This is a genomic window from Liquorilactobacillus satsumensis (genome assembly GCF_964065465.1).
In the GTDB taxonomy this organism is placed as follows: Bacteria; Bacillota; Bacilli; order Lactobacillales; family Lactobacillaceae; genus Liquorilactobacillus; species Liquorilactobacillus satsumensis.
Genome location: NZ_OZ061606.1, coordinates 1,824,996 through 1,850,435, shown reverse-complemented (window position 1 = coordinate 1,850,435; position 25,440 = coordinate 1,824,996). Strand labels below are relative to the sequence as shown.

21 protein-coding genes, 1 pseudogene and 1 other annotated feature (1 of these 23 cut by a window edge) are annotated in these 25,440 nt (G+C 39.1%); of the genes and pseudogenes, 7 read left to right on the top strand and 15 right to left on the bottom strand.

Going from position 1 to position 25,440, the window contains the following annotated elements; genetic code table 11:
• Nucleotides 1-21: 21 nt before the first annotated feature.
• A complete protein-coding gene (locus AB3Y88_RS08555; RefSeq protein WP_228889924.1) occupies nt 22-1,155 on the top strand; it encodes a phosphonoacetaldehyde reductase in 1,134 nt (377 codons plus the stop codon).
• 53 nt (nt 1,156-1,208) lie between these two features.
• Nucleotides 1,209-2,330, top strand: a complete 1,122-nt coding sequence (locus AB3Y88_RS08550) for an alkaline phosphatase family protein (protein WP_228889922.1) — start codon at nt 1,209-1,211, stop codon at nt 2,328-2,330.
• A 255-nt stretch (nt 2,331-2,585) separates the two neighbouring features.
• Here the strand turns inward: AB3Y88_RS08550 and AB3Y88_RS08545 are convergent, their stop codons facing one another.
• The 4 genes from AB3Y88_RS08545 to AB3Y88_RS08530 all read right to left on the bottom strand — a co-directional run bounded on the left by AB3Y88_RS08545 (nt 2,586) and on the right by AB3Y88_RS08530 (nt 5,815).
• Nucleotides 2,586-3,167, bottom strand: coding sequence for a TetR/AcrR family transcriptional regulator (locus AB3Y88_RS08545; RefSeq protein WP_228889919.1), 582 nt, complete (start codon nt 3,165-3,167; stop codon nt 2,586-2,588).
• Nucleotides 3,168-3,195: 28 nt separating this feature from the next.
• A complete protein-coding gene (locus AB3Y88_RS08540) occupies nt 3,196-4,050 on the bottom strand; it encodes a YitT family protein (RefSeq protein ID WP_054757629.1) in 855 nt (284 codons plus the stop codon).
• A gap of 58 nt (nt 4,051-4,108) precedes the next feature.
• On the bottom strand, nt 4,109-5,230 hold the full coding sequence (locus AB3Y88_RS08535) for a Xaa-Pro peptidase family protein (RefSeq protein WP_228889916.1): 1,122 nt from the start codon (nt 5,228-5,230) through the stop codon (nt 4,109-4,111).
• A 270-nt stretch (nt 5,231-5,500) separates the two neighbouring features.
• Nucleotides 5,501-5,815 (bottom strand): helix-turn-helix domain-containing protein, encoded by a 315-nt coding sequence (locus tag AB3Y88_RS08530; RefSeq protein WP_054757636.1) that lies wholly within the window; start codon nt 5,813-5,815, stop codon nt 5,501-5,503.
• Nucleotides 5,816-5,916: 101 nt separating this feature from the next.
• Between AB3Y88_RS08530 and AB3Y88_RS08525 the strand changes: the two genes are divergently transcribed.
• Complete coding sequence (locus AB3Y88_RS08525; protein ID WP_056961531.1) at nt 5,917-6,531, top strand: nitroreductase family protein; 615 nt, start codon at nt 5,917-5,919, stop codon at nt 6,529-6,531.
• Nucleotides 6,532-6,745: 214 nt separating this feature from the next.
• Here the strand turns inward: AB3Y88_RS08525 and AB3Y88_RS08520 are convergent, their stop codons facing one another.
• Nucleotides 6,746-9,508, bottom strand: a complete 2,763-nt coding sequence (locus AB3Y88_RS08520) for a YhgE/Pip domain-containing protein (protein WP_228889913.1) — start codon at nt 9,506-9,508, stop codon at nt 6,746-6,748.
• 138 nt (nt 9,509-9,646) lie between these two features.
• On the opposite strand from AB3Y88_RS08520, the gene AB3Y88_RS08515 reads away from it, so the two are divergent.
• The 3 genes from AB3Y88_RS08515 to AB3Y88_RS08505 all read left to right on the top strand — a co-directional run bounded on the left by AB3Y88_RS08515 (nt 9,647) and on the right by AB3Y88_RS08505 (nt 13,656).
• The gene (locus AB3Y88_RS08515; protein ID WP_056961535.1) at nt 9,647-10,243 is read left to right on the top strand and encodes a TetR/AcrR family transcriptional regulator; all 597 of its coding nucleotides are present in this window, start codon (nt 9,647-9,649) and stop codon (nt 10,241-10,243) included.
• 436 nt (nt 10,244-10,679) lie between these two features.
• Nucleotides 10,680-11,750, top strand: coding sequence for a glycosyl hydrolase family 8 (locus AB3Y88_RS08510; RefSeq protein ID WP_261909446.1), 1,071 nt, complete (start codon nt 10,680-10,682; stop codon nt 11,748-11,750).
• Nucleotides 11,743-13,656, top strand: coding sequence for a glycosyltransferase family 2 protein (locus AB3Y88_RS08505; RefSeq protein ID WP_367293422.1), 1,914 nt, complete (start codon nt 11,743-11,745; stop codon nt 13,654-13,656). The genes AB3Y88_RS08510 and AB3Y88_RS08505 overlap by 8 nt, the downstream gene beginning before the upstream one ends.
• A 41-nt stretch (nt 13,657-13,697) precedes the next feature.
• Here the strand turns inward: AB3Y88_RS08505 and istB are convergent, their stop codons facing one another.
• The 5 genes and pseudogenes from istB to AB3Y88_RS08480 form a co-directional block, all read right to left on the bottom strand.
• Entirely contained in the window at nt 13,698-14,528 is an 831-nt protein-coding gene (gene istB, locus AB3Y88_RS08500) for an IS21-like element helper ATPase IstB (RefSeq protein WP_313819558.1), read from the bottom strand.
• Nucleotides 14,515-15,728, bottom strand: a pseudogene (gene istA / locus AB3Y88_RS08495) (IS21 family transposase). Before istA ends, istB begins: the two are co-directional and overlap by 14 nt.
• A 402-nt stretch (nt 15,729-16,130) precedes the next feature.
• On the bottom strand, nt 16,131-17,150 hold the full coding sequence (gene add, locus AB3Y88_RS08490; RefSeq protein WP_228888726.1) for an adenosine deaminase: 1,020 nt from the start codon (nt 17,148-17,150) through the stop codon (nt 16,131-16,133).
• Between the two features lie 137 nt (nt 17,151-17,287).
• Nucleotides 17,288-17,956 carry a transcriptional regulator gene (locus AB3Y88_RS08485; protein WP_056961540.1) on the bottom strand — a complete coding sequence of 223 codons (669 nt, stop codon included), beginning with the start codon at nt 17,954-17,956 and terminating at the stop codon, nt 17,288-17,290.
• 56 nt (nt 17,957-18,012) lie between these two features.
• Nucleotides 18,013-19,149, bottom strand: a complete 1,137-nt coding sequence (locus tag AB3Y88_RS08480) for a PLP-dependent aspartate aminotransferase family protein (protein WP_056961542.1) — start codon at nt 19,147-19,149, stop codon at nt 18,013-18,015.
• Nucleotides 19,150-19,459: 310 nt separating this feature from the next.
• Between AB3Y88_RS08480 and AB3Y88_RS08475 the strand changes: the two genes are divergently transcribed.
• Complete coding sequence (locus AB3Y88_RS08475; protein ID WP_056961544.1) at nt 19,460-20,884, top strand: aspartate ammonia-lyase; 1,425 nt, start codon at nt 19,460-19,462, stop codon at nt 20,882-20,884.
• Between the two features lie 332 nt (nt 20,885-21,216).
• On the opposite strand, the gene AB3Y88_RS08470 is transcribed toward AB3Y88_RS08475, so the two are convergent.
• The 5 genes from AB3Y88_RS08470 to AB3Y88_RS08450 form a co-directional block, all read right to left on the bottom strand.
• Nucleotides 21,217-22,071, bottom strand: coding sequence for a MetQ/NlpA family ABC transporter substrate-binding protein (locus AB3Y88_RS08470; protein ID WP_056961546.1), 855 nt, complete (start codon nt 22,069-22,071; stop codon nt 21,217-21,219).
• A 21-nt stretch (nt 22,072-22,092) separates the two neighbouring features.
• Entirely contained in the window at nt 22,093-22,761 is a 669-nt protein-coding gene (locus AB3Y88_RS08465; RefSeq protein ID WP_056961548.1) for a methionine ABC transporter permease, read from the bottom strand.
• Nucleotides 22,761-23,819: a methionine ABC transporter ATP-binding protein gene (locus AB3Y88_RS08460; RefSeq protein WP_054757635.1), complete on the bottom strand. Its 1,059-nt coding sequence runs from the start codon at nt 23,817-23,819 to the stop codon at nt 22,761-22,763. Before AB3Y88_RS08460 ends, AB3Y88_RS08465 begins: the two co-directional genes overlap by 1 nt.
• A 44-nt stretch (nt 23,820-23,863) precedes the next feature.
• The gene (locus AB3Y88_RS08455) at nt 23,864-24,634 is read right to left on the bottom strand and encodes an acetoin reductase (protein WP_228888641.1); all 771 of its coding nucleotides are present in this window, start codon (nt 24,632-24,634) and stop codon (nt 23,864-23,866) included.
• Nucleotides 24,635-24,783: 149 nt separating this feature from the next.
• Entirely contained in the window at nt 24,784-25,272 is a 489-nt protein-coding gene (locus tag AB3Y88_RS08450; protein WP_228888644.1) for a GAF domain-containing protein, read from the bottom strand.
• A 56-nt stretch (nt 25,273-25,328) separates the two neighbouring features.
• Nucleotides 25,329-25,440 (bottom strand) — a binding site (T-box leader); it runs 162 nt beyond the window's last position.

Genomic DNA, 25,440 nt, shown 5'->3' with positions numbered 1-25,440 from the left:
ATCAATTGGAGTGAACTCTTTATGAATAAACAACTTAAAACTTGGTCCAATGAAGCAGTTCCATTACGTGAAATCACTGAAATTCTCACCCATGCAAACGCTCATCGACCTTTAGTAGTTTGTGATGAATTTTTATTAAGCAGTGAATTTTTTAAAACGTTAATCGCTAAATTAGATTTTAAGATCACGAGTTTTCATGAATACGAACCGAATCCTACTTTCACTGCTGTGATTAAAGGCATTCAGGTCTTTAAGGAAAATCACTGCGACTTCATTATCTCGATTGGTGGTGGCAGCTCAATCGATGTTGGTAAAAGCATTAAGGCAGTTTTAAATGCTCCAACCGCAGAACTTTATTTTGAAGAAAAAATTAACCCAAGTAATATTCCACAACTCGCAATTCCTACAACGGCTGGAACTGGCAGTGAATCAACCCATTTTGCCGTTGTTTATTATCAAAATAAAAAGCAATCTATTTCGCATGAGCAATTGCTTCCAAACTATGTCTTATTTACGCCTGCATTACTGGTTTCCCTGCCTCTTTATCAGCGTAAAGCAGGGATGCTCGATGCACTGTGCCAAGCAATTGAATCCTATTGGTCTTTACAGGCCAACGCTGCAAGCCGAACCTGTTCACGCCAGGCAATTACCATTATCTTAAATAATTATCCTGCTTTTCTCCAAAATACTTCTGCAGGTAATTGCCAATTAATGAAAGCTGCTAATCTCGCTGGTCAAGCGATCAATATTACCACAACAACCGCAGCACATGCGATGAGCTATAAGTTAACTTCAATGTACCAGATTGCACACGGGCACGCAGTTGGCATTTGCCTACCTCATGTTTGGCAATACATGCTTAATCATCTGGAATTGACGCAACCCAGCCTAACCCCGACTGCTGTAAGTGAATCTTTTCAAGAATTGGCTGAATTACTAGAATGTAACACTCCTCAAGAAGCCATTACAACTCTGATTAACCTAATGCATTCTATCCAGATTGAACCACCTACCTTGCATAATAATAATGAACTTAAAATTTTAGCACATTCAGTTAATATTCAGCGTTTAAATAACAATCCATTGCGCTTAGGATATTCAGAACTATTGGAAATATATAAAAGTATCTTGCTGAATAAAATAACGGTATCCTAACAAGCAATTGCTGGTTCAGACAAAATTTTTGACAAACGATTGGAGTTAAAAACATGCCACTTAAGAAAAAAATTTTAATAGCAGTCATTGATGGCTGTGCCACCGCATATTTAAGTCCACAGTCTACCCCACATCTTTTCAAACTAATTCAAGATGGTAGTGGACAACTTCAAACAGCACTGGCAACTGTCCCGACTGTCACAAATGTAAATCATGCAAGAATACTAACTGGCTCTTGGCCGGAAGAAAATGGCATTAATGGCAATACCTTTTACGATAGAGCAACTGCTACTAGTAAATTCATTCAATCTTCAACATATTTAAAAAAAGCAACTCTTTTCAAAGAATATGAAAAATTAGGATTAACCAGTGCGCTGTTGACGGTCAAGGGCAAAGTTATGGAAGTCTTCGGCGATGATGCAACTTGGAAGATTAATGCTGAAACTCCTACTGCCAAAGCACTAGCAGCTATTAACCAAACCCCACCTCCGCACATAAATGATCCGGCAAGTGGTGCTTGGATTTTCAACTCAGCTCTCAAAATGATATCACGGTATTCTCCAGATCTGGTTTATTGCACTACAAATGACTATGTGATGCATCATTTTGCTCCTAATTCTGTTGCAGCCAATGAATACTTACAGGCCATTGATGCTGAAATTGCTAAAATTCACGCATTAGAACCAGATCGGATTATTTTCGTGACTGCCGATCACGGAATGAATGCCAAAAACCATTTAATAAATCTCCAACCTACCTTAGATACAGCGGGCTATCAGGCAACCTGTGTGTTACCGATGGCTGATCGTTATCTCGCAAATCATCCATATCAAGAAGGCGGAATTGCCTATTTATTTTGTCAAAAATCAGCTGAAATAGCAGAGATTGCAAAAACTATCTGCCATATTTCAGGAGTTGAAGCGGTATTAACCAATAAAGAAGCGGCAGACGTCTATCACTTATCTACCCACACAATTGGTGATCTCGTTGTTTTAGGTGATAAATTTACGGTCTTTGGTAATCAACCACAAGCAGAATTATTTGTTAAAGATATCCGGACACATGGTTCTGTATATGAACAAGCGGTTCCTTTATTCACGACTTTAAGGGGACATAAGATCTCATCAACCAGTATGCTTTTTAAACTCGCTCTTCAACAAGTAGCGGTATTCTAAATACTAAGATTCTTGCCTAAAACATATTCTAGGTTTGGATAAGATAAATTATCTCTAGGTTGTTCGAAGCCGATTTTTGAGTGCTGCGGACTGCCTAGCTTTTTGGTTTCTAATCAATATTGCCTATTGCACCTTCTGCAATATAGTTAAAGTACAATTACTTATTTCCAATATAATCAAAAAGATTCAGTGCAAAAGACTGAATTTAATCAGTACTTTGAACTGAATCTAATCTTAAAACGCTATCTTTAATTTTTATAATATTCCCCGTAAATACTCATGAATGTGTTCACGTAAAAAGTCGGTGCGTTTAGGTTCTGACACCTTAGAATTATGCGCGTTATGCTGTGTTAGAAAATAGCCAAAATTAAGCCAGTTAAAGTTATCAGCCTGTATTTTAGGATTTATTTTCTTAGTAATTTCTCCTGTCTGAATTCTCTGGATAAGGATAGTCTCAACAACTTTTTTGAAGTGAACTGCCAATTTATTAGTTGCTTCTTTAACTTCCTCCAACTGCAGTGATTCTTTCAGTCCCACCATGACCAAAGCCTCATGTGTCCGCATAAAAGTCTGGTACTGCTGGGCAACTTGAAACAAGCATTCACTAAGCTCCAATTGCTCTAGCTGTTCATTTTGTAAATTATCAATGTCGTGTACACATTGCGTAATCAGTGCAAGCAGTAGTCCCTTTTTATTCCCGAATAGTCGGAACAGCGAACTTTCATTAACTCCCGCAAGTTGCGCAATTTTGATTGTTGTAGCAGCCTGATAACCGTTCTCAACTACGAGTTCAGTGAAAGCCTGCAATAATTTTAACTTAGTGTCTTGTTTGCCCATCGTACCCTCTCCAGTAATTCAACATTTTTTATTTTGCGCGATTAATTTGATAATAGTTTCCTAAAATCGAATCAGCTTTTTGAATGCTGACAAAGGACTTAGGATCACATAACTTAATCATTTTCTTTAACGAAGACAGCTGACTGTTCTTAGTCATCAGCACTATCAAATCTGTCTCGCTTTGACTATAAATTCCTCTTCCTTTAAAGATAGTAGCGCCATAGCCGAGCTTCCGCAAACTTTCTTCCAAAATAACAGGTTCTTTTGTGAAAATCAAAAGCATCGTACTTTTTTGTTGAATATAAACATAATCCATGGCTAGGCTCGTCACAACCATACTAATAAAACTGTAAATTGCTCCAGAAAAGCCAAAGAAAAGCGCTGCAGTAATCAAAATACACCCATTGATATAATTGTTGATACTCCCAATTTTGAGTTTAAATCTTTTTTGCAAATAAGTCACAATTACATCCGTACCGCCAGTTGAAAAATCACTCCGAAAACACAGACCGATCCCAATTCCGATTATTAATCCTCCAATAACCGAATTAGTCAACGGTTCTTTTAAAATAACCACATTTGGCACCATTTTTAAAAAAACAACATTTGCAGCGACCGCCAAGAGCGAATAGGTCGTATATTCCCGTCCAAAAAGTTTCCACGCAATCACGAATAACGGAATATTTAGTAAAATCACTAAATCACTAATGCTAAGATCAATTGCACCCAACTTTAGAATTGCGTGTAACAACTGTGCAATTCCAGGAATCCCAATTGAATAAGAATTTGCCGGCAGCAAAAATATGTTGATTCCCACAGCAGACAACAGACCATATAAAATAGCTACTGTTATTTTTAAAAGCTTTTTCTTTGCCTTACCCATCTTCCATACCTCAATTTATACACAATGTGTACTCGTAATTGTTAATAAAGCCCAAAAATTATTTTAATATTAAATCTTTCAATTCAGTAGGAGCCTGCGTATAAAACTCATATCCATCTTTTGTAATTCTAACCGTATCTGAATGACGATAACCGCCTTGACCATCAAAGTAGATTCCCGGTTCAACAGAAACAACCATATTCTCTTTTAGTTCGGTCTCATTGCCCAAAGATAAGGTTGGTTCTTCATGATTATTCAAACCAATTCCGTGTCCTGGTCGATGCAAGACACGTTCAGCTACACCATCTGCTTTCAATGAATTCAGCACCGCTTCTTCGATTGCAGCCGCCTTGACACCTGGTCGTAACATTTGCAGCATTACTTTTCTGGCTGCCATCATCTGTTCAAAATGCTCTTTTTCTTGTGCACTAGGTTCTTCAGTAAAGAATGTCCGTTCACATTCTGCTGCGTAACCTGCTAATTTGAAGATTGAAATATCAATATTCGGACCGGCCTTAATCACTGAATCCATAGCAGGAATACTATGTGGCATAAAGCTGTAGTCTGCATTCCATACACAGTTCGTGATTCGATTAGTAATACTGAAATTTTGCTTAATTACAGCGCCCTTTAACTGATATGGCAACATGTAGACTTCCGCAATCGTCGTTCCCGTTTTAGCGATCTGAAGCGTTTTGTTAAGCACATCACTGCATAACTGAGCCGTAACCTTAATCTTTTCAAGCTCATATTCGCTTTTAATTTCACGCGTCTGTTTTACAAAGCTCTTTGCGCTCCACTTGGGCGCGGCCACTTGTTGCGTAATAAAAAGTTGGGCGTTATCTTCAATTCCAACTTGTTTTTCGTTAGCAAGTCTCTTAGCTAGAACTTCAAACCAGTTCTCACCTGCGCGCGCAGTCACATCAAAATATGGTTCAATCTCATATTCAAAATATGGAACTTCAACATGTGCTTCCTCCAACTTAGGCACAATAAACAAAGGCTTTCTATTTTGAAATAAAATAAAAAAGAACGGACGCTGTTCAGGACTATAGTTAATATTAGTCAAATACCAGATATCTTCTGCATCGGTGATTACATACGCATCTAGCGCTGACGCTGCCATTTTTTGCTGCACATTATTAATTCGTCTAAGAATTTCACTCTCTAAAACTGTCATCTAAAAACCTCCACGTTAATAAAATTTGATTTCACTGTGTATCATAAACTATTCTCTAAAAAAAGCAAGTACTTACTTGCATTTTTTTATAAGCACTTGTGAAACTCAAAAAAGTGACTCCATAACTTCCCAACACCCTCAAACAGCTTAATACCTAAATTAAAAAGCACCCTGAAAGACTAGTCAAAATGTAATTTTTGATCAAGTCTTTCAGGATGCCTTTAAAATAGCCAGATTTACCAATTTATTTACGAGCTGTATAAAGCAGACCTACAAGTTATCTTTTCCCCACTCATTCAAGGCTGCCATAATTGGTAACAAACTCTTCGCACTTGCAGTCAGATAATACTCTGTCCGCGGCGGCGTAACCTTTAGTTCTTTACGAATAATCAAATTTTCCGCAACTAGGGTTTTAATTGCTCTTGTCAACATAATGTTGGTAATTCCCTCAACTTCTCGTTTAAGTTGATTAAAACCAAGCCCTTCATGCTGTGAGATTCTCCAGAGAATATTCAATTTCCACTTGCCACCAAAAATATCCATCACACTAGCAACTCCGCAACTCCAATTTGAGGTTGATTGCACCATGACACCACCTTCCTATCAAGTTACAAAAATGTGCGTACTAGTATTTAGAGATCTAATTCATTATAGTGAAAACATCATTGAAAGAAAAGAGGAATCCCATGAACTTTTTAGATTACCTAGACGGTCGAAAAGCAGTCCGTCATTTTGACCAAGCAACTTCTTCCATTAGTGATGCTGAAATCACTGAAATTCTTGCGCATGCGGCTAAAGCTCCTTCCAACAATAATTTTCAACCCTGGCGTGTGATCGTTATCAAAAATAAAAAAATTCAGCAGAAACTGCAAACCCTGGCAGCTGGTCAACAGCAAGTTGCCTCTGCAGCAGCGGTCTTCTTACTTTTAGGTACTCAGGAAGGTTATAATATCGAAAAAATACTGCAATTCAATCTTAAACATCATATACTTAAAGCTTCTCAAGTTGCAGAAAAACGTAAACGTATTGAGCTTTATTTCGCGCTCCATCCTGAGGATCGCCAAGAAGAAGGACTCCGCTTAGATGTCGGTTTATTTGCGATGAACCTAATGCATGTTTTACGTGCTTATGGTTACGATTCAGTTCCAATGCGTGGGGTAGATTTCGACAAAGTAATGCAATTCCTGCAGCTTCCCTCAGAATGGTCCCCAATACTGCTGCTCCCTGCTGGAAAAGCGCTTAAAGAGGGGCATCAGCAATTTAGGAATCCTGTTGCAAGTTTTTCACAGATTATTAACTAATTCCAAACTACGCATTTTAAAATAAGCTTAAAAATGAATATTCTTTTTTTGGCAAATTGTTTGCTTAGGTTATGCTGAGGTTGGATCATCCATCTTTTGATCCAGCCTCTTATTGTTTTATGCTGTCCATGCAGACGCTCTTTTGTTTATCCGCAAAGCAGTCTGATCTTCCAATTACACACAACATTTCATTCATGACCGTAACTTTTTTGAACTACTCGCTAAGAGCTGCAATCTTATCTTTATCTAAGTTTTTCATCTTCATACGGTATGCAACCATCGCTAAGGCTGCAAATAGGGCTGCAATCAGCAATAATACGAAAATATCCGGTACAGCCGTTCCACCAACCGAAATAGCTTCACGCAATCCATGAATTGAATAAGTGATTGGTAAAAATGGATGAATTGTCTCAAAAAAGCCATTTGATAATTGGATCGGGTAGGTTCCACCAGAACCCGCCAACTGAAAGACCATTGCCAACAAGCCTAAGAAAGAACCAAGCGGACCAAAGGCAACCACAAAAAAGGTCATTATGCTGCAAAAGGCAAATGAAGCTGTGATTGCAACCAGCAAACCTGCTCCCAAATGTAATGGTGACAGTCCCAAAAAGACGATCAGTGCAAAGTAAGCACACAAAGCCTGTAAAATCGCAAAGGTCCCCACAACTGACATCTTTCCAAGCCACCATTGGGTCCCGCTTCTCGGATATTTTCGCGGTGTCACTAAATCAAACATCATACTTAATGATAATGTTCCAACGAAAAGGTAGACAGATAACATATAGGGGGTCATCCCAGTTCCGTTATTAGGTGTTCTATCCGTATCTGTGTGCTGAGTGGTGACGGGTTTAGCAACCTGTGCATATGTCAATTTCGAAACATTCAACTGACCAACTTTGTTTCCCGCAGACTGTAGCTTGTTACCAAGCACTTGATTGCCCTGCTGAACTTTAGTCAAGGCAGTGCCGACTTGACCTGATCCAGTTGCTAATTTACCAGCACCAGTGCTGATCTTCTCGGCCCCAGTCCTGAGTTGGGCAGTGCCGCTGAGCAACTTGCCACTATTAGCCGCCAACTTACTCAAACCTCCAGTAACCGTTTGACTGCCAGTTGCCAGCTTAGATACTCCAGTTGTCAGAGTTGGTAATTTAGTGTCTAAGTTCCCTAAACCACTGCTCAATTGGGTTGCACCTGTCGTTAATTGCGAACCACTTGCTGCCAATTGATTCGTTCCAGTTGAAAGTTGCTGACTACCACTTGCAAGGGTTGCAATTCCTGTAGTTAGCTGTGGTACTTGCGTGGCTAGTGTACCTAAGCCGCTTTGCAATTGAGTTGCTCCTTGTACCAAAGTGCTTGCTTGACCATTCAATGTTGATAGTCCGTTCGTCAAACTTTTGGTTCCGATATTCAACTGTGAAATACTCGTCCCAGCATTTGTGAGTGCCGCCGTTAAACCGTTTAAGCCGCCATAGAGCGTATTAGCAGTAGTGCTGTCTGCACTTGTGCCATAACTATTCTGCAATTGTGTAATGCCATTTTTGAGGTTTGTTGCGGCTGTCGCACTTTTTGAGAGTGTCGTCAACTGTGTCTGCAAACTTTGCAAATTTGTAGTTGCTGCACTCAGTGCTGTTTTAACCGTTTCATCTGGAGTTAAAGCCGCTTCAATGGCAGCAGTCTGTTCACTAGTTAATTTCTGTTCTACGGCAACTTGCTCAACTTTGGTGTTGATACTGGTTTCATAATTTGTCATAACTGTTAGCTCACTAGCCAAACTTTTCATTTCTGTCGTTAGTGTATCAACTGTCTCTGTGTTTGATGAACTACTATCAACTGCGGTTTTTAATTGATTCAAACCAGCTTCGAATTTGCTGAGTCCCGTTTTCAGTTGCTGCACTTTATCTTTTGCGGAATTGCTGTTCAAAGCCGTATCAAGTTGATTTAAACCAGCAGCAATTTTTTGACTGCCAGTATACGCTGTACTTGTTCCCGCGGTATAACTTTGCACGCCAGTCTTAAGTTTGGAAGAACCCTGCGCTAGCTGATTGACACCTTTATTTAGCTGACTACCAGCTGCATTTAACTTTTGTGCACCGCTATTCAAAGAAACTGCTCCGGTATTAACCTTACTAACACCACTTGCATACTTACTCATTCCCGTTGCAAGACTATTGGAGCCAGTGGTCAACTTATTCACCCCATTAGCAAGCTTAGGCAATTGATTGCTGACCTGATTTAAGCCGGTCGTCAGCTTGGCACTTCCGGTCTCTAATTGTGAAACCCCGTTAATGTAAGTACTGAGCCCCTTATTTAAAGTTGCAGCGCCACTTGAAAAAGTCAGTGAACTAGCTGCAAGTGTATTCAAATTACTGGTAATTTGTGCATTAGCTTTATTAAGCTGACTGCCACCCTTTGCCAACTGACTATTTCCTGCCCCAGCTTGGCGCATTCCCTTTCCAAGTTCCTTAATATTATTAAACATAATTCTGGAATACAGCTGTGTGACCTGCGCAGAGACTGACTGTGCCAACGCTTTAACGGCGCCTTGAGATAATTTGCTAGCCGTAAAACCTAAGCCTGAAGTTGTCCGATAATGCACCACCATTTTTTGTGGCTTTTTTTTCAATAAGCTAACTGCATTCTTCGAGAACTTCTCTGGAAAAGTTACTACCATGTAGTATTTACCTTTTTTTAATCCTTGATCTGCTTTCTTTTTGGTTTTCACAATTTTAAAATCTAAAGCCTTCGAGGTCTTTAACTTGTCAGTCAATTGTTTACCAATTGCTATCTTTTTTTGATTGTATTGAACTGCTTGATCTTGATTGACAACTGCTACCGGTAATTTGTCCATCTTGCTATATGGATCCCACAGCGAAGACAAAAAGGTCACTGCATAAATTGTTGGAATCAGCATAATCACTGATAAGACTGCCAGTACTAGTTTGTGTTTGCGTAAATAGTTCCACTCTGCTTTTATCATCGTTTTCTCCTCTTTAGAAAATGCACATCGTGTTGATAATTAATTCTGCAGACTTTATAATATGGAAAACTAGGACAGTTTACAATCATCAATTTTGAACAATCTGTTCACTAACTACTAGAGGAGGCTGGTGCATCAATGAACAAAGACATTCGTAACATTCGCACCGAATTTCAGCTCAAACAAGCACTAATTACATTAATTAACAGCAAGGGGTTCAATAATCTGACTGTCTCAGATATTTCGCGGACAGCAGGTATTAACCGGGGCACCTTTTATATTCATTATCTTGATAAATATGATTTGCTAAAAAAGGTCGAGCTTAATATTCTTGCCAATCTGCGCGTCGTCTTAAAAAAAGATTATGCTAACATTTCTTCCACTATTCCACAGCAAAAAGCTCAAGCCGAGCGCCTTTTTTCAACTACTTTTGCCTATCTTGCAAGGGAACGAGCGACTTTTAAGGCGCTAGCATCTGAAAAGGGGGACCCCAGTTTTCTTCAAAATGGACGAATGGCAGTTAAAAATGAATTTCACTCTCGGCTTAAATTAAACAATGGTTATCTGACAAATTTAATTCCAGCAGACTATGCCGAGGCGTTAATCTGTAATAGCTTATTTGATATCTTCATGATCTGGATCAATAAAAAAGACCCCGAGTCACCAACAGAAATTGCCAGAATTATTAATACCAGCCGTTCGCTGGCACCCAATCAACTAGCTAACTTTGATTAACTTCAAAACTGATTCAAATTTTAAATTCAAAAACTCTAGTCCGAGTCTCGCTTAGTCGCGGTTCTCAAACTAGAGTTTTTTACGTACATTTTAATTAAAATATTGGCAAATATCTTTGAAAAATCATTTTAACTATTTCTTAATAATTAATCGTAAAGTTTATTAACTCGCACAAAAAAGCTCTTACATTCCCCCCCTAAAACCAGATGCCTTTCTTGCCTAATCTTCCTTTGTGCTATCATCAATTTATAAAAATACTTAAAAACTATCAGATTTCATTTTAGCGCTGTACATCTGATTTATTAAATACAAATATTACATAATTTATTAATTTGATTTCAAAAAAAGGAGTTTTGTCGTGCTTAAAAATAAGGGGGCCCCTTTTGTTGCATTAATTATTTTGTCTTTCATTATACTAGGTTGTGGAGTTTTATATATGCATGAAAATCCAGCTGTGCCAAAAGTTCATTCACTCTTCGAACAGTGGCATTCAAAATATATCAAAGCAACTGCAAATGGGAATTACGTGAATGGTGCATTGCCCCAAAAGAAAGCAACCGCTTTGTCAGAATCTCAAGGATACGGAATGCTTGTAACAATCCAAGCAGCTCAAAAAGGATGGGCCACTCAGCACGATTTCAATCGACTTGTTACATACTATCTAAACCATCAAATCAATGCACAAAATCATCTAATGGCGTGGAAACAAACTAAAGAAGGAAATTCAATGGTTACAGCTGCCAAAAATAATGTTAGTGCAACCGATGGTGATTTAGATATTGCCTATTCTTTACTTCAGGCTGATTCATTTTTGGGAAGCACTGGTAAAGTTAATTATCAGCAACTTGCACATAAAATACTGAATTCCCTTTTGCGTTATACATATCAACGTGAAACTAATTTGCTGACTGTAGGAGATTGGGCTTTAAATTCACCTCAATATTCCAAGCTCATTCGGACATCAGATTTGATTCCTGCCTACTATCAATATTTTTATCGTAAAACAAAAAATCAGTCCTGGAAATTAATTGCAAAAAAATCTGTAGCTGTTCTGAATACTCTAAGCGCACAGAATAAAACTGGTTTGCTGCCTGATTTTGCGTACAGTCATCTTAACACGGTTTCCAGTGCTACACCCTATTCTTTGGAGGGTGCAAATGATGATAACTATGCTTGGAATGCTACACGCATACCTTGGAGATTAGCTTTGAACAATTCACAAGTCCTTCAGAAAATAAATAAAAAGCTGCTCTCTTTTTTTGCCAAACAATCAACTATTCATGCTGGCTACACGTTGAGCGGCAAGCCATTGGTACCCTATTCTTCAATGGCTTTTACTGCACCGATTGCTGTTGCAGCAATGCAGAACTCAAAACAATTTGCTGCGCTGTCAGCGGCAACTAAAAAATCTGTTTTAAATGATAAACTAACCGGAAATTATTATGCAGACACATTACAGGTTTTGTCTGCCTTTAGTTTGGAAAACATGGGGGAAGATAATGAATAAAGTATTATATTTTGATCTGATAGTCAGTATTCTTTTGCTGATTACCTTTTACTTGGCTAAAAAAAGAATTTTTTTTAAAAAGGTCCTTATCATTACTTATATCCTGCTGACGTTAATTTATTTGGGATGGCGTATTCTCTATACAATTCCGTTTCACGGCATCCTTAATTTGGTTTTTAGTATCTTACTTTTAGCAGCTGAAATCGGCGGCTTCGCTCTCGCATTAATCTTCTATCTGCTTTTTTTGCAAAAAAATACACGCCCCAAGCACAGTCTTGCTAATTTAAAGGGTCAGTATCCTTCAGTTGATATCTATATTGCTACATATAATGAAGATGAGACCATTTTGCGTCGTGCAATCGTAGCAGCGCAAAATTTGTGTTATCCCGAAAAATCAAAGTTGGCAGTCTATGTGCTTGATGACGGAAGCCGAAAAAATATTCAAAAGCTGACTGCAAATCTCGGTGCTCATTATTTGAAAAGAGAAACTCATGAACATGCTAAAGCTGGCAACTTAAATAATGCACTTGCACAAACAACTGGAGATTTGATTGTCACACTAGATGCAGATATGGTCGTCAGAACCAATTTTTTAGAACAAACTATCGGATACTTTGCAGATCCTAAATTTGGTTTTATTCAGTCGCCACAAACTTTCTTCAATCATGATCCCTATCAATTCAATCTTTTTTCTCCTGATAATCTAGGTAATGACCAAGATTTCTTCATGCGCAATATTGAAGAACAAAAAGATCGTTTCAATGCAACAATGTATATTGGGTCCAATGCAGTTTTTAGACGAACCGCTTTGGAAGAGATTGGCGGTTTTTCCACAGGGGTCATCACAGAAGACATGGCAACAGGAATGCTCATTCAGGCCAAAGGATGGCGTTCACGTTTTGTAAACGAAAACCTTGCAAGTGGACTTGCACCTGAAACTTTTGCTGATCTAATTAAACAACGTGACCGTTGGGCAAGGGGCAATATCCAAGTTGCCCGCAAATGGAATCCACTCCGAGTAAAGGGCTTAAAGATAATTCAGAAAATCATTTATTTAGATGGTATCCACTATTGGATATCAAGTATCTACAAAATGATCTACCTACTTGCACCGCTTTTCTTTCTTTTGTTTGGTATTTATAGTCTAAACGCATCGCTTCAAGGAATCTTATTTTTCTGGTTCCCAGCGTTTTTGGCTTCACAACTAACATTCAATACCGTCAGTGGTGGCAAACAAAATGTTTTACTGACAAATATTTATGAAACTGTGATGGCTCCTTACATGTCAGCAGCAGTGCTCAGTGAACTGCTTTTAAAAACCCAAAAAAAATTTGCAGTCACCCGTAAAGGATTCAATTCTAAAAAAACATATTACAATCTTAAATTAGCTGCCCCAATTCTTGTTTTGTTAATTTTGTCACTGGCATCTTTTATAAAATCATTACTGATTTTAGGTTCCTTCATTCCTTTTGCCCAACCACTAAATTCACTTTACATCAATCTCTTTTGGATCAGTTACAATTTGTTTGCACTTCTGATTGCTTCTTTTATTCCTTTCGAACGTCCTCGGCTGCGCAAAGCAGAACGTTTTTTAGCAAATAAACCCGCAAAAATTTCATTCCCGTCAGCTACAAAATTAACCATCCCAGGGTTAATAACTGATTGGAACGAACTCGGCGCAAACTTTGTTATTGATCACCCACTTAATAATCCCGTGAATGCTAGCATTACTTTAAGTGTCGCAGGGCATTCAATCCAGGGCAAAGTTTTACGTTATTTTTCACGTGCTGATAAAAAATTTGACTTAGGAATTGAATTTCAAAAATTATCTAGCAAAAACTACACATACTTAATATTGCAAACTTATGCGCTCTCTTCAAATGTCAACGCCGATGTGAAAATGTAGTTTTTTGCCGATTAAAAAATGCTGTTTTTTACCGATAAAGTTTACAGTGTCTCACTGCTCCTTTCTTTATTTTGTGCGTTGAAACCTGATAAATCAGGTCCGGAATTATCCTTCTTTTCAATTAAATGATCTTTCATTCGATATGATCGACCAGTGATTCGGATAACTTTAGCGTGATGAACCAAGCGATCTAAAATGGCGTTAGCTAACATCTTATCTGAAAAGGTGTTTCCCCACTTAGAAAGCGGAATATTAGTGGTGATAATGGTTGATTTCCGTTCGTATCGTCTTTCAATTAACTGAAAAAACAGCTTAGCGCCCACTGACTCAATTGGAAGATAACCAATCTCATCAATGATTAGAATTTGAAAACGGGCATACCGGCGTAGCACTTCTTCGCTCCGGCCTTGAACTTGTGCTGTTTGAAGCTTGTTGATGAGGTCGCTACATCGAATAAACTGCGTTGAAATTCCTTGTTTACACCCTTCAATTCCAATGGCGGTGGCTAGGTGAGTTTTACCGACACCGGAGGTGCCGATAAACAAAACGTTTTGATTCTCTTGGGTGAATCTTAGTGATCCCAAGTCCTCAATTATCCCTTGGTTAATTCCCGGTTGATAACTAAAGTCAAAGTCAGCTAACGTTTTTTCATATGGAAAGCGGGCTAGTTTAATTCTCAAATTAATCTTTTTTTGTTCCCGGTATTTAAGCTCAGCCGTTGTCAATTCGAATAAGGCATCACTCAAGGACTTGGGTGCTTCATCTTGATGATCCAATAGGTAGCCTAAATGTTCGGCGAAACGATCTAACTTTAATTGTCTAAGGTTGGTGTATAAAGCTTGGTAATTGGCCATTTTCTCACTCCATTTCATCAAACATCTTCAGGTTTCGGTCGACGTAATCATCAATGACTCGGTCATCACGATTCTTATAAAGGTCTGATCGGACAATCTCTTCCATGTCATCGCGAAGGTAAGTAAATCTTTTCAGTGAAATAGGGTGAGAACGAATTAATTCTCCGTTATAATAAATGTATAGAGTATTGTCATCGTGTTTAATTTGTACGGTTTCGTCAATATATCTTATGGGGACGGAGTATTTCCGATTTTGAAAGACAATCATTGATTCCTTGCTAACTTTCCTTGCGATGGTTTGGCTGGCATAGGCATCGAGTAAGTCGTGATCAAAATCCTGGAGATACTCTTTTTCTTTATCAAGCAATAAATAAGGCGGAATTTGAGTCGCCTGAGACTTCTCATGATTCAGCTGATCACACGTCAAATGGACGATCTCGGCTAAGTCTAGCGGCTCTTCAAACTCATGGTTGTAAACTTTGATTCGCTGAGTAGTTCTGGCCAGCGCCTCAACCTTTCCTTTGGTTTGTGGCCGAAACGGTCGACAAGCAATTGGCTTGAAACCAGCGTCCTTAGCGTATTCAACGAAGGTTTCATTAAATACCGGCTTACCAAAATTACTTTTATGATGATCGACGACAACCTTTTGGTTGTCAAACCAGATTTCTTTCGGCACACCCCGGTTGCCCAAAAGGCATTAGTTAAGCAATCAAAAAAGGTAATTTGGCTGCGACTGAAGGTAAATTGCATGTATTTCATTCGCGAGTACCCTAAAACATATAAGAAGATGTTGCCTTTGACAATCTCTCCATGCCGAGAAACCAACGTTAAATCTTCTTTCCAATCAACCTGGGCTGAAATCCCTGGCGAGGTTTCAATCCGGATAGTGGCTTTTTTCGTTGCGGCTTTTCTGATGGTTCGACAATAGTCTCTGAGAATACTTTGCTTTCCTTGATAGCCACGTTCTTTGATAAAGTAATAAATTGCCGTTGCCGAACAGCCTTCTAGAACCTTTTCTTCAATCGTTTTTCGATAATCGTCAAGTTTACTCGGCCGCCGTAAGGGTTGTGGCTGCTCATCTGGGGGCGTAAGCCCTAAATTGTAGTATCTTTTTACCGTTCGTGGATCAACACCGTATCGCCGACCAATTTCAGCGAAGTTGGGCTTTATTTTGTTCATAATATATTGCTGGACACACTGCTCAACATCTAAACGCATTTCAGTTCCTCCAAATTTGAGATGCGTTTATTTTACCGTAAAAAAATGTTGGAAAACCGACATTTTCTAATCGGTATTTTCCAACATTTTACAACCGTTGCTGACATTCAAATGAGTATATAGAGGTAACCCACAAAAATAACGTCTGGAAAATAATTACTGCACTCGCTAAACGCCACTATCTATATATTCGCAAAGTAAATGATGATTAACAATTTAGTTTCATCTTTTCTACTAGTTCTAAAAAACTCTAGTCTGAGCCTCGCTTAATCGCGGTTCTCAAACTAGAGTTTTTAGTATTAATGATCAGCATTCAAGCTGAACAAAGTTGGCAAGTTCTTCTTACTGCCGAGTTAATAATCGTTAAATTCAGCATTACTATGTTTAGCAGTATTTTTTAACTTAGTCTTGTTTTAAATACTCTGCAATTTCGCCTAGAAAGCTTTCTTTTTGCTGCGCAGTCAACCAAGATGTCGTAAAAGAATTCTTGGCAATCTGAACAAGCTCGTCCTTAGTAAAATTATATTTCTGTGCTAAAGCTAAGTAATTGTCAGCAATATATCCATTAAAATATGCCGGATCATCCGAATTAACACTAATTTTAACACCTGCATGCAGCAATTCCTTCATCACTGGAGCTTTCATATCTGGGCAGACAAACCCATTTGAAAGCGGACAAACTGTTAGACCGATTTGTTTAGCTTTTACCATTGCCACCAAATCCGGATCTTCAATAATATTAGTTCCATGGTCCAAGCGTTCAACTTCAATGACCTCTAGCGCTTGTTTAATGTGCGCCACTGAATCAATCTGATCAATATCACAGTGCATCGTTGTGTGGTAGCCTTGTGCAACTGCTTCTTCAAAATGTGTCATAAATTTTAAAGGTGGATTATGATGTTCATCTGAATCTAACCCTACACCTAGAATCTGAGCGCTAAAAGGCCGCGCCGCCAGCAATGTCTGTCGGGCTGACTCTTTAGAAAAATCACGTAAAAAGCACATTACTAAATCGGCTTGAATTTCAGCTTTGGCTTCCGCAATCGCACGCAGCAACCCTTTAATGACCGTCTCAAAACTAATTCCACGACTTGTATGTGCCTGCGGGTCAAAGAAAATCTCAGCGTAGCGGACTCCCTGTGCACTTGCTCTTTGAAGGTACTCCTTAGCTAATTCATAAAAGTCTTCTTCTTTTTGCAAGACGCTCATACCGGAATAATAGACAGCTAAGAAAGAAGCTAGGTCGTTGAATTGATAGCTTGCTTTAATCTGTGCAATGGTTTTTTGCGGTAATTCAACCCCATTTCTTTGTGCCAGCTTAATCTTTAATTCAGGTTCCAAGGTTCCTTCAATATGAACATGCAGTTCTGCTTTGGGCAGCTCTTTGATAAAAGCTAGTGTGCTCTGATCTGACAATGTGATTCCTCCTCGAAAGTGGTTTGAGTAATCCTTCTTTTATTTAACCATATTATTAGTGGCCCCGCTATGTCTTTCAGAATCTTGTCAGCCCTCCATTAAGTTATGCTGCTTAACAGTCTCTAGCAAATTTCCAAGCTGAACTACTTGCTTTTTAATTCTTGTAAATATTTATAAATACTGACTTCCGACATATTAAACAACTTTGATAACTCTGGAATTGCTAGTTTGAATAAAAAGAATCCCTGTTCAAGCAAGTCCGCAACGATCTGCATCTTTACTGATTTGTCCAAGCTAATCTCAGACAAATCCTCATGCTGTGTATATTTATAGATTACTTTCTTAGCAGCTTCTTCTACCGTCGTGTGTAAGCTTTCAACCAACTTATTTTCCTCGGCATTATTTGACTTTTCAGCCACATGTAGCACTTTTTTTACTTGAAACAGACTTTTTTCTAGTGTTTGTTCCAACTCTAAGTACATTGATTTATCTGAATTAATACACAACATTCCACTTAATGCCCCAGTTTCATCCTTAATAAAGAAGCTGGATGAGTATAAGACAGTACCTTCATCTGTTTGGCTGCGGTAATTCGTAATATAATCTTTTTGTTGATAAATTTTTCCGCGCAAAACTTCTAAAAGAAAATCAGTTGCAGGAGAACCAACCTTTCTACCCGAAATTCCATTTCTAATATAGATAACTGAAGATCCGAGGCCTTGCGAAATATCCTGCAATACAATTTCCGTATGCGGTCCCAAAACCGCTGCTAAAAAATCAACCAGTGGTATATACGAGGAGACTAATTTCATTTTTTGCTCAATTCCTCCAAAGATAACATGTTAAACTTCTTTAACTACTGCTCATTTTAAAGCAATGCTTGTTTAAAGTCGGCCAGTAAATCAGCGGTATCTTCAATTCCACAAGACAGCCGTAAGAGCTCGTCTGTGACTCCTTGCTTTCTCCGTTCTTCAGGTGTCAAACAGGCATGTGACATTGTCGCTGGATGTGAAAGAATCGATTCCACACCACCAAGACTAACTGCCAAAATTGGCAAATTTATTTTTTGTGTTAACTTCAATAATGTTGCTTTATCGTATACTTCAAATGAAAGTACAGCGCCACCACTTTTAGCCTGCTGTCGCTGTACATCTGCTAGCGGATGATTTTTCAAACCTGGATAATAAACATGCTTAATTTTAGGATTATTCTGTAAAAATTCAGCAAGTACTTGTGCATTTTGAACTGATTTTTCCATTCTTAACCCCATTGTCTTCATACCACGTAACACTAACCAGGCTTCTTCAATTCCTAAAATTGCTCCAAAGTTCTTTTGCAACAGTCGTAGTTGCGAGGCCAATTCCGGCTGATTAGTTGCCACCAAACCAGCAACCACATCACTATGTCCGTTAATGAATTTAGTAACACTCTCCAACACAAGATCAACTCCTAAAGCTAAGGGTTGTTGCTCTAAAGCTGTCATGAAAGTGTTATCAGCCACTGTTAAAATTTGCTTATTTCTGGTCAAATCAACTATCTTTGCAATATCGCAGACCTTCAATAAAGGATTGGATGGAGTTTCAAGGTAAAGTAGTCGAGTATTCGGTTTGATTGCAGCTTCTACCTTAGCTAGATCAGCCATATCTACAAACGAAGTTTCTATCTGATATTTAGGTAGAATCTCTGATGCAAACTGACAAGTTCCACCATACACTTCAAGTGGCAAAATCACGTGATCTCCTGCATTCAATAACATTAGAACATTTGAAATTGCAGCCATTCCAGAAGAATAGGCAAGCGCATATTTTGAATCTTCAATTGTACAAAAACCCTCTTCTAGAGCTGCAACTGTAGGATTACCGAATCTAGTATAAGAGTATTTCTGAGTCTCTCCATATAATTCATTTTGTTTAAATGTCGAAGTCTGATACTTAGGAACAGACGAAGCTCCTGTATAGGAATCGACAACTGTATAGCCGTGTAATAACTTTGTATTGGTTCTCATTAATTAAGATCTCTTCTTTCAATTTTAGATTTTTATAATTATTTATAATCAAGTATAATTTATTATAAGTCATAAGTAAATCTTTTTTCAACGATCCTTTTTGCTGCTTTTTATTAAAATCTGCTCATTTTAAAACATCACAACTTCGGATAGTTAAACAATCTTAAACCCAAACCCTAACAACCTTAAGTTTGGTGCCCGCAATTCTTTGCTAACAGATATTCTTTTTCAACCCTCTATCTTAAAATTGGTATATGTGATAAATTATTGCACATAGAAAAATATTTCAATAAAGAGGGCAATTAAAACAATGCGTATTGAAAAAGACTCAATTGGTACAGTAGAAATTCCAGATAAAGCATATTTTGGAATCCACTCCAAAAGAGCACAACTGAATTTTCCTATTACTGATGAAAAAGTTCACCCATTACTGTTAAAAAACTTACTTTTAGTTAAAATTGCTTGTGCTCAGGCTAATTACCAAGCACACAATCTGTCTTATAAAAAATACCATGCGATTACAACCGCAGGGGCCCAGATCTATACTACTTTTCCAGACTATCAGGCTGAATTTATCACTCCAGCGATTCAAGGAGGCGCAGGTACTAGCACTAATATGAATGTCAACGAAGTCATTGCTAACCGCGCTTTAGAGTTGTTGGGACATTCCAAAGGAGACTACGCCGCACTCCATCCAAATGATGATGTTAACCGTGGTCAGTCTACGAATGATGTTTATCCAACCGGAGCTCACCTTGCGTTATTGCAACTTAATCAAATGTTAGCCATAGAACTAGAAAAAGTGATTGTAGTCCTCAAACAGCTCTCAGATAAATATCAAAACACACTTAAACTAGGTCGGACTCAACTTGAAGATGCCGTTCCAACTACCTATGGTACAAGCTTCAATGCCTATGCACACCTCTTTACCCGCGCTCTCCAACGTATCAAGCAGGTCCATAATTCTTTGTTAGTACTTCCTTTAGGCGGAACAGCAATTGGAACAGGGATCACGGCTAATCCTGAATATCTTAAAAATGTTGTTCCGCTGCTATCCAAAATTGTAGGGTTGCCACTTAAACAAGCAGACAATTTGAGTGATGCTATTCAAAATACTGACTGTTTTTTGATGGCAGCTGATGCCTTCAAAAACTTGGCAGTTGCGCTTTCAAAAATGTGTAATGACTTACGTCTTTTAGGAAGTGGTCCGCGCGCAGGCTTAGGTGAGTTAGCTTTACCTAAAGTACAGGCAGGTTCTTCCATTATGCCTGGGAAAGTCAACCCTGTAATCCCCGAGGCAATTAACCAAATTGCTTTTCAAGTCTGTGGTTATAATGCCACAATTACAATGTGCAGCGAGGCAGGACAATTGGAGTTAAATGCTTTTGAACCAGTAATGTTCCGCGATCTTTTTAGTGCTGCTGAACTCCTGCAAAAGGGACTTAAAATGCTTAAAGATGGCTGCCTTACACACCTTAAAGTCAATCAAGCACACTGTGCACATCAGATTGAAGAATCAGCAGAAATTGCAACTGTCCTGGCACCAAAAATTGGTTATGTGCAGGCAACTCTGTTGGTCAAAACCGCACTCCAACAAAAGGTGTCAATTAGGAAAGTCTTAAAAGAACACCTTAAACTTTCGGCAACTGAAATTGAGAACTTATTGGCACCAGAGTCCTTGTTAGGCTGTTTGCATACCAATTCCATCAGTCAACCTGCTAAAACCGCACTTTAAAGCCACAAGTAGTCAGCTTGCGTTTCAACTTTAATTTTGCCAAAGTAAATAGAAGGCATGTGGGACAAAAGGCGTTGTAGTACTAGCTGTTTGGAAACAAGGAACACACAAGAAGGGGCTGTGACAAAAGTTAACTTTTGTCACAGCCCCGCTTTTATTCCGGATAAACGTGTTCCATAAGTCAAAATCCTCCGTCTAACTTCGAATTACTCATCGCAAAGTACTCGCTATCTTCGTAATTTCGAGTTAGCATTCAAATTTTCCCGACTTATGTCACACTCTCTTCTGTGTTTTATTTTGCAAGATTGACATTAATCTATTTTAAATGTTCTTTATTTCTCGATATAAGATAACGGTTTAGCTACATTGACCTTAGTTCCATAATACTTATCTTTAATATATTTTTGAATCGATTTTTCATGATACAAGGTTACTAGTTTTTTGTAATTTTCATTATTTTTATTTTTCTTTGCAGTTGCCAAGATGTTAATATTTGCTTTAGTTGATTGATCAACAGCTTCATGATAGATAGAATCGCTGAGCACGTGAAGGTGGCCTTCCAGCGCAACCGTGTTTGAAATCAACACTGCATCAACGGTATGCAGGACACGCGGCCCAGTAGTGTCATCAATTTGTTTAAATTTCAACTTTTTGGGATTGCTGGCGATATCGTTGATTGAACCTAACGCAACATCAAAATTCTTTTTCAGTTTAATCAACCCAGCTTTTTGTAAAAGAACTAGCCCACGTGCTTGCTGCGAAGGATTATCTGCAACCGCGATCGTAGCGCCGTCTGGAATATCTTTGACCTTTTGATATTTTTTAGAATAAATTCCCATTGGCTCCATATAGGTTGTTCCTAAAGCTGCCAACTTGCTGGATTTGCTCTGTTTATTAAATGCAACGTAGTAAGTCCATGATTGAAAAGCATTGACATCAATACTGCCCTCTGCTGTTGCTTTATTTAACTGCACTCCATCGGTGACCTGCTTGACCTTAATTTTTAGCCCGAGTTTCTTGGCTTCAGCACTCTTAGCAATGTGTTGCCAAATGGCATAATCCGAGCCCATTGACCCCACCGTGATAGTAGCCGACTTGGTCTGCTGGCTGTTAACCTGATGCAACCCCAATGCGCCTAAGACAATTACAAGCACTATTCCCAACAACCATAAATAACTTTTTTTCATTTTTTTCTCCTCAATTATCCACTAATGTTCAAAAACTTTTGCCAGCCGATCACCAATTAATTGAAACGTAAATACAAAAATTAAAATAATAATCATGGCTGCAAAAGTGACATCATTTTCAAAACGTGCATAGCCAATTGAAATTGCAACATCACCCAATCCACCTGCGCCAATTGCACCTGCCATCGTTGTTAACCCGATCAAACTAATAATCGTCAAAGTTGAGACTCTGATAATATCTGGCAATCCTTCACGCAGATATACCCGGAAAATAATCTCGGTTGGACTTGACCCCATTGCCTGAGCTGCTTCAATCACACCCTGATCAACGTCTAGCAGTGCATTTTGCACCTGACGTGCATAAAAAGGGAAAATTCCAATTACTAAAGGGACTAAAGAAGCTGTCGTTCCAACCGTCGTTCCAACTAAAAAAAGTGTGAGTGGTGAAATCACGGCTAACAAAATAATAAAGGGAATTGATCTTAACAAATTAGTAACCTTATCAAAAAGTGAATATAGTAATCGATCCTCTAAGATTCCACCTGCTTGTGTAACTACAAGTGCCACGCCCAGAAGAAGTCCAAGAATTGCCGCCACAATTGCCGCAGCAAATGTCATATAAAGTGTCTCCCAGATGGCTTGTACAAATTCTGCTTTCATCTGTAATACATTTGGAATTAGGTTTGCCATTAAAGTTGCACCTGCCCTTCAGCATTATCAAGAATTTTGACAGCAATCCCGGCAGCTTTCAACTTTTCAGTCACCGTGAGAATTACTGACCGTGCTCCAATGAAATCCGCAATCAAATACCCAATGTTCACCCCATCGATTTGGTCAATATTGGCAAACAAAATATTAATATCCAAGTTGAAATCACGCGAAATACTGGAAATAATACTTTCTTGCGCGGTGTTCCCAATAAATTTCAAGTAGATGAGTAGTTTGCGTTCTGAAACGCTGTTTTGCTTTAAAATACGCGTTAATGCTTCCTTGACATTCGTAGCCGTTTCTACAAAGTCCGCAGTTAATTTCTGTTGCGGCCTTGCAAAAATTTTCGTAACGGGACCACGCTCAATAATTTTACCCGCGTCCATCACGGCGACGTTATGACAAATGCTAGAAATAACTTGCATCTCGTGCGTTATCAACACAATCGTGATTCCCAATTTCTGATTGACTTGCCTCAACAATGCCAAAATCGATTTGGTTGTCTTAGGATCTAGCGCAGAAGTGGCTTCATCTGAAATTAGGACTTCCGGATCATTTGCCAACGCACGTGCAATCGCAACACGCTGCTTTTGTCCACCAGACAGTTGCTTAGGGTAGGCGGCAGCATATTCTTTTAAGCCCACCAATTCGAGGAGCTTTAATGCTTTTTGTTGACGTGCTTCTTTCGTTATTTTCAACCCTAGTAACGGATACTCGACATTGCCCAAGACAGTTCTTGACTTCATCAAATTAAAATGCTGAAAAATCATGCCAATCTTCCGCCGGGCTTTCCGCAATCCGGCTGCATCTAATTGACCTAGATCCTGAGTCCCAAAAATAACCTTCCCGGAACTAGGCTTTTGCAATAAGTTTATGACACGTACCAACGTACTTTTGCCCGCCCCAGAGTACCCGATTATTCCATAAATATCGCCTTTAGCAATCGTCAAATCCACATGTTGGACTGCTTGGATGCTCTCGTTGCGCTGCTTGAATTGAACTGAGATGTCTTGTAAAGCAATCATATTCTTGCCCGTCATGCCCAATATCTTCCTTCCTTAAGGATCATCGTTTGCACCTAACTTTATTGATAACGCATCCCGCCATCTACCAGCAATGATTGTCCTGTAATATATGCAGCTTCAGGTGAAACAAACCAAGCTACTACATTTGCAACATCTGTAGGCGTAGCCTCGCGTCCGTTGGCAATCTCAGTTAAGACATTGGCTTGTTGCTGTGCAAGCGAGACATTCTTAAGTTGCGCCGTTCGCTTATCAATCCCATCACGCAAAGGCGTCCTCACAACACCCGGATTGTAAGCGTTGACTGTGATATGATCCTGTGCAAGCTCTTTGGCTGCACTCTGAGTTAAGCCGCGAATTCCAAACTTAGATGCCGAATAAGCACTCTGCAACGCTGAAGCCTCGACTCCAGCCAGTGAAGCTGCATTAACAATACGTCCGCCATGACCTTGCTTGATAAATTGCTGTGCAGCGGCTTGAATTCCCCAATATGTCCCTTTGAGATTGACATCAAGCAGGCGCTCAACCTTCACAGAGTCTGAATCCACAAACTTGTCAATGAATGCAATTCCGGCATTATTGACAAAAACCGCCAATTCACCTAATTCGTGCACTGCTTGTTCCACTAAAGCAAAGACTTCTGAACGCTTGGCAACATCAACATAATACGCTTTAGCGGTGTAACCAGCGGAACTCAATTTTTGCGCTACTTTTTCTGCCGTTTCAAGGTTAATATCTGCAACTGCAAGCGCGTACCCATCATGTGCTAACCGCACGGCGATCGCTTCGCCAATTCCCTGTCCCGCGCCTGTTACGATTGCTAATTTTGTCATTTATCCGACTCCTTCAATTTGTTTGCTTGTCTTTTAGACAACTTTCTATAACGATTAAGCGCTGCTGCACTAGTCACTTATCTTAACTGCTCTAACATGTTATCCGTGCAATCGCGGTTAATCGCTCCTGCAGTAATTAATTTCTAGCACTAGTGGTGCTGCGTTTCTTGTCTTAAATTTGCTGTTTCGCCGAAAATAACAGGCGCAAGTTCTAACAAATATTTTTTATCAACCTCATCAAAAGTTCCATATGCTGGGCTATCCAAATCTAAGACTCCCCAGAACTTTGTATCCTTAAAAACAGGGACAACAATTTCTGATTTTGAAGCCGCATCACATGCAATGTGGCCTGCAAATTCATGTACGTTTGCCACAATTTCAGTTTTTTGAGTCTGAGCAACGGTCCCGCAGACCCCACGTCCCACTTGAATATGCATGCAGGCTGGTTTCCCTTGAAAAGGTCCAAGAATTAATTCGCCTTCTTTAAACCGATAATAGGCCACTCCATTTAAATTGGGCAGACCATGAAAAAGAAGTGCAACCAGATTGCTCATATTGGCAATCAAGTCCGTCTCACCTGCGAGCAGGCTGTGTGCCTGTTGAATAAGCAGGGCATAATTTTTCGCTTTTGCAGTCATCAACTCAACCTTTCTGAAAGAACAAAAAAGCACTTTCGTCCTCTATCTATCATTAGATAAAGGACGAAAGTGCTTTTCCGCGGTACCACCTTAATTCAAGCAACCCTCACGAGTCGCAACTCTTTAGGTACTCAAATAATCAGCAAAATAAAGTACTACTACTTTCAT

Bases quoted from the DNA above. Each gene is read 5' to 3' on its own strand.
- AB3Y88_RS08555 (WP_228889924.1), top strand. From the start codon at position 22: ATGAATAAACAACTTAAAACTTGGTCCAATGAAGCAGTTCCATTACGT.
- AB3Y88_RS08550 (WP_228889922.1), top strand. From the start codon at position 1,209: ATGCCACTTAAGAAAAAAATTTTAATAGCAGTCATTGATGGCTGTGCC.
- AB3Y88_RS08545 (WP_228889919.1), bottom strand. From the start codon at position 3,167: ATGGGCAAACAAGACACTAAGTTAAAATTATTGCAGGCTTTCACTGAA.
- AB3Y88_RS08540 (WP_054757629.1), bottom strand. From the start codon at position 4,050: ATGGGTAAGGCAAAGAAAAAGCTTTTAAAAATAACAGTAGCTATTTTA.
- AB3Y88_RS08535 (WP_228889916.1), bottom strand. From the start codon at position 5,230: ATGACAGTTTTAGAGAGTGAAATTCTTAGACGAATTAATAATGTGCAG.
- AB3Y88_RS08525 (WP_056961531.1), top strand. From the start codon at position 5,917: ATGAACTTTTTAGATTACCTAGACGGTCGAAAAGCAGTCCGTCATTTT.
- AB3Y88_RS08520 (WP_228889913.1), bottom strand. From the start codon at position 9,508: ATGATAAAAGCAGAGTGGAACTATTTACGCAAACACAAACTAGTACTG.
- AB3Y88_RS08515 (WP_056961535.1), top strand. From the start codon at position 9,647: ATGAACAAAGACATTCGTAACATTCGCACCGAATTTCAGCTCAAACAA.
- AB3Y88_RS08510 (WP_261909446.1), top strand. From the start codon at position 10,680: ATGCATGAAAATCCAGCTGTGCCAAAAGTTCATTCACTCTTCGAACAG.
- AB3Y88_RS08505 (WP_367293422.1), top strand. From the start codon at position 11,743: ATGAATAAAGTATTATATTTTGATCTGATAGTCAGTATTCTTTTGCTG.
- istB (WP_313819558.1), bottom strand. From the start codon at position 14,528: ATGAAATGGAGTGAGAAAATGGCCAATTACCAAGCTTTATACACCAAC.
- AB3Y88_RS08485 (WP_056961540.1), bottom strand. From the start codon at position 17,956: ATGAAATTAGTCTCCTCGTATATACCACTGGTTGATTTTTTAGCAGCG.
- AB3Y88_RS08480 (WP_056961542.1), bottom strand. From the start codon at position 19,149: ATGAGAACCAATACAAAGTTATTACACGGCTATACAGTTGTCGATTCC.
- AB3Y88_RS08475 (WP_056961544.1), top strand. From the start codon at position 19,460: ATGCGTATTGAAAAAGACTCAATTGGTACAGTAGAAATTCCAGATAAA.
- AB3Y88_RS08470 (WP_056961546.1), bottom strand. From the start codon at position 22,071: ATGAAAAAAAGTTATTTATGGTTGTTGGGAATAGTGCTTGTAATTGTC.
- AB3Y88_RS08465 (WP_056961548.1), bottom strand. From the start codon at position 22,761: ATGGCAAACCTAATTCCAAATGTATTACAGATGAAAGCAGAATTTGTA.
- AB3Y88_RS08460 (WP_054757635.1), bottom strand. From the start codon at position 23,819: ATGACGGGCAAGAATATGATTGCTTTACAAGACATCTCAGTTCAATTC.
- AB3Y88_RS08455 (WP_228888641.1), bottom strand. From the start codon at position 24,634: ATGACAAAATTAGCAATCGTAACAGGCGCGGGACAGGGAATTGGCGAA.
- AB3Y88_RS08450 (WP_228888644.1), bottom strand. From the start codon at position 25,272: ATGACTGCAAAAGCGAAAAATTATGCCCTGCTTATTCAACAGGCACAC.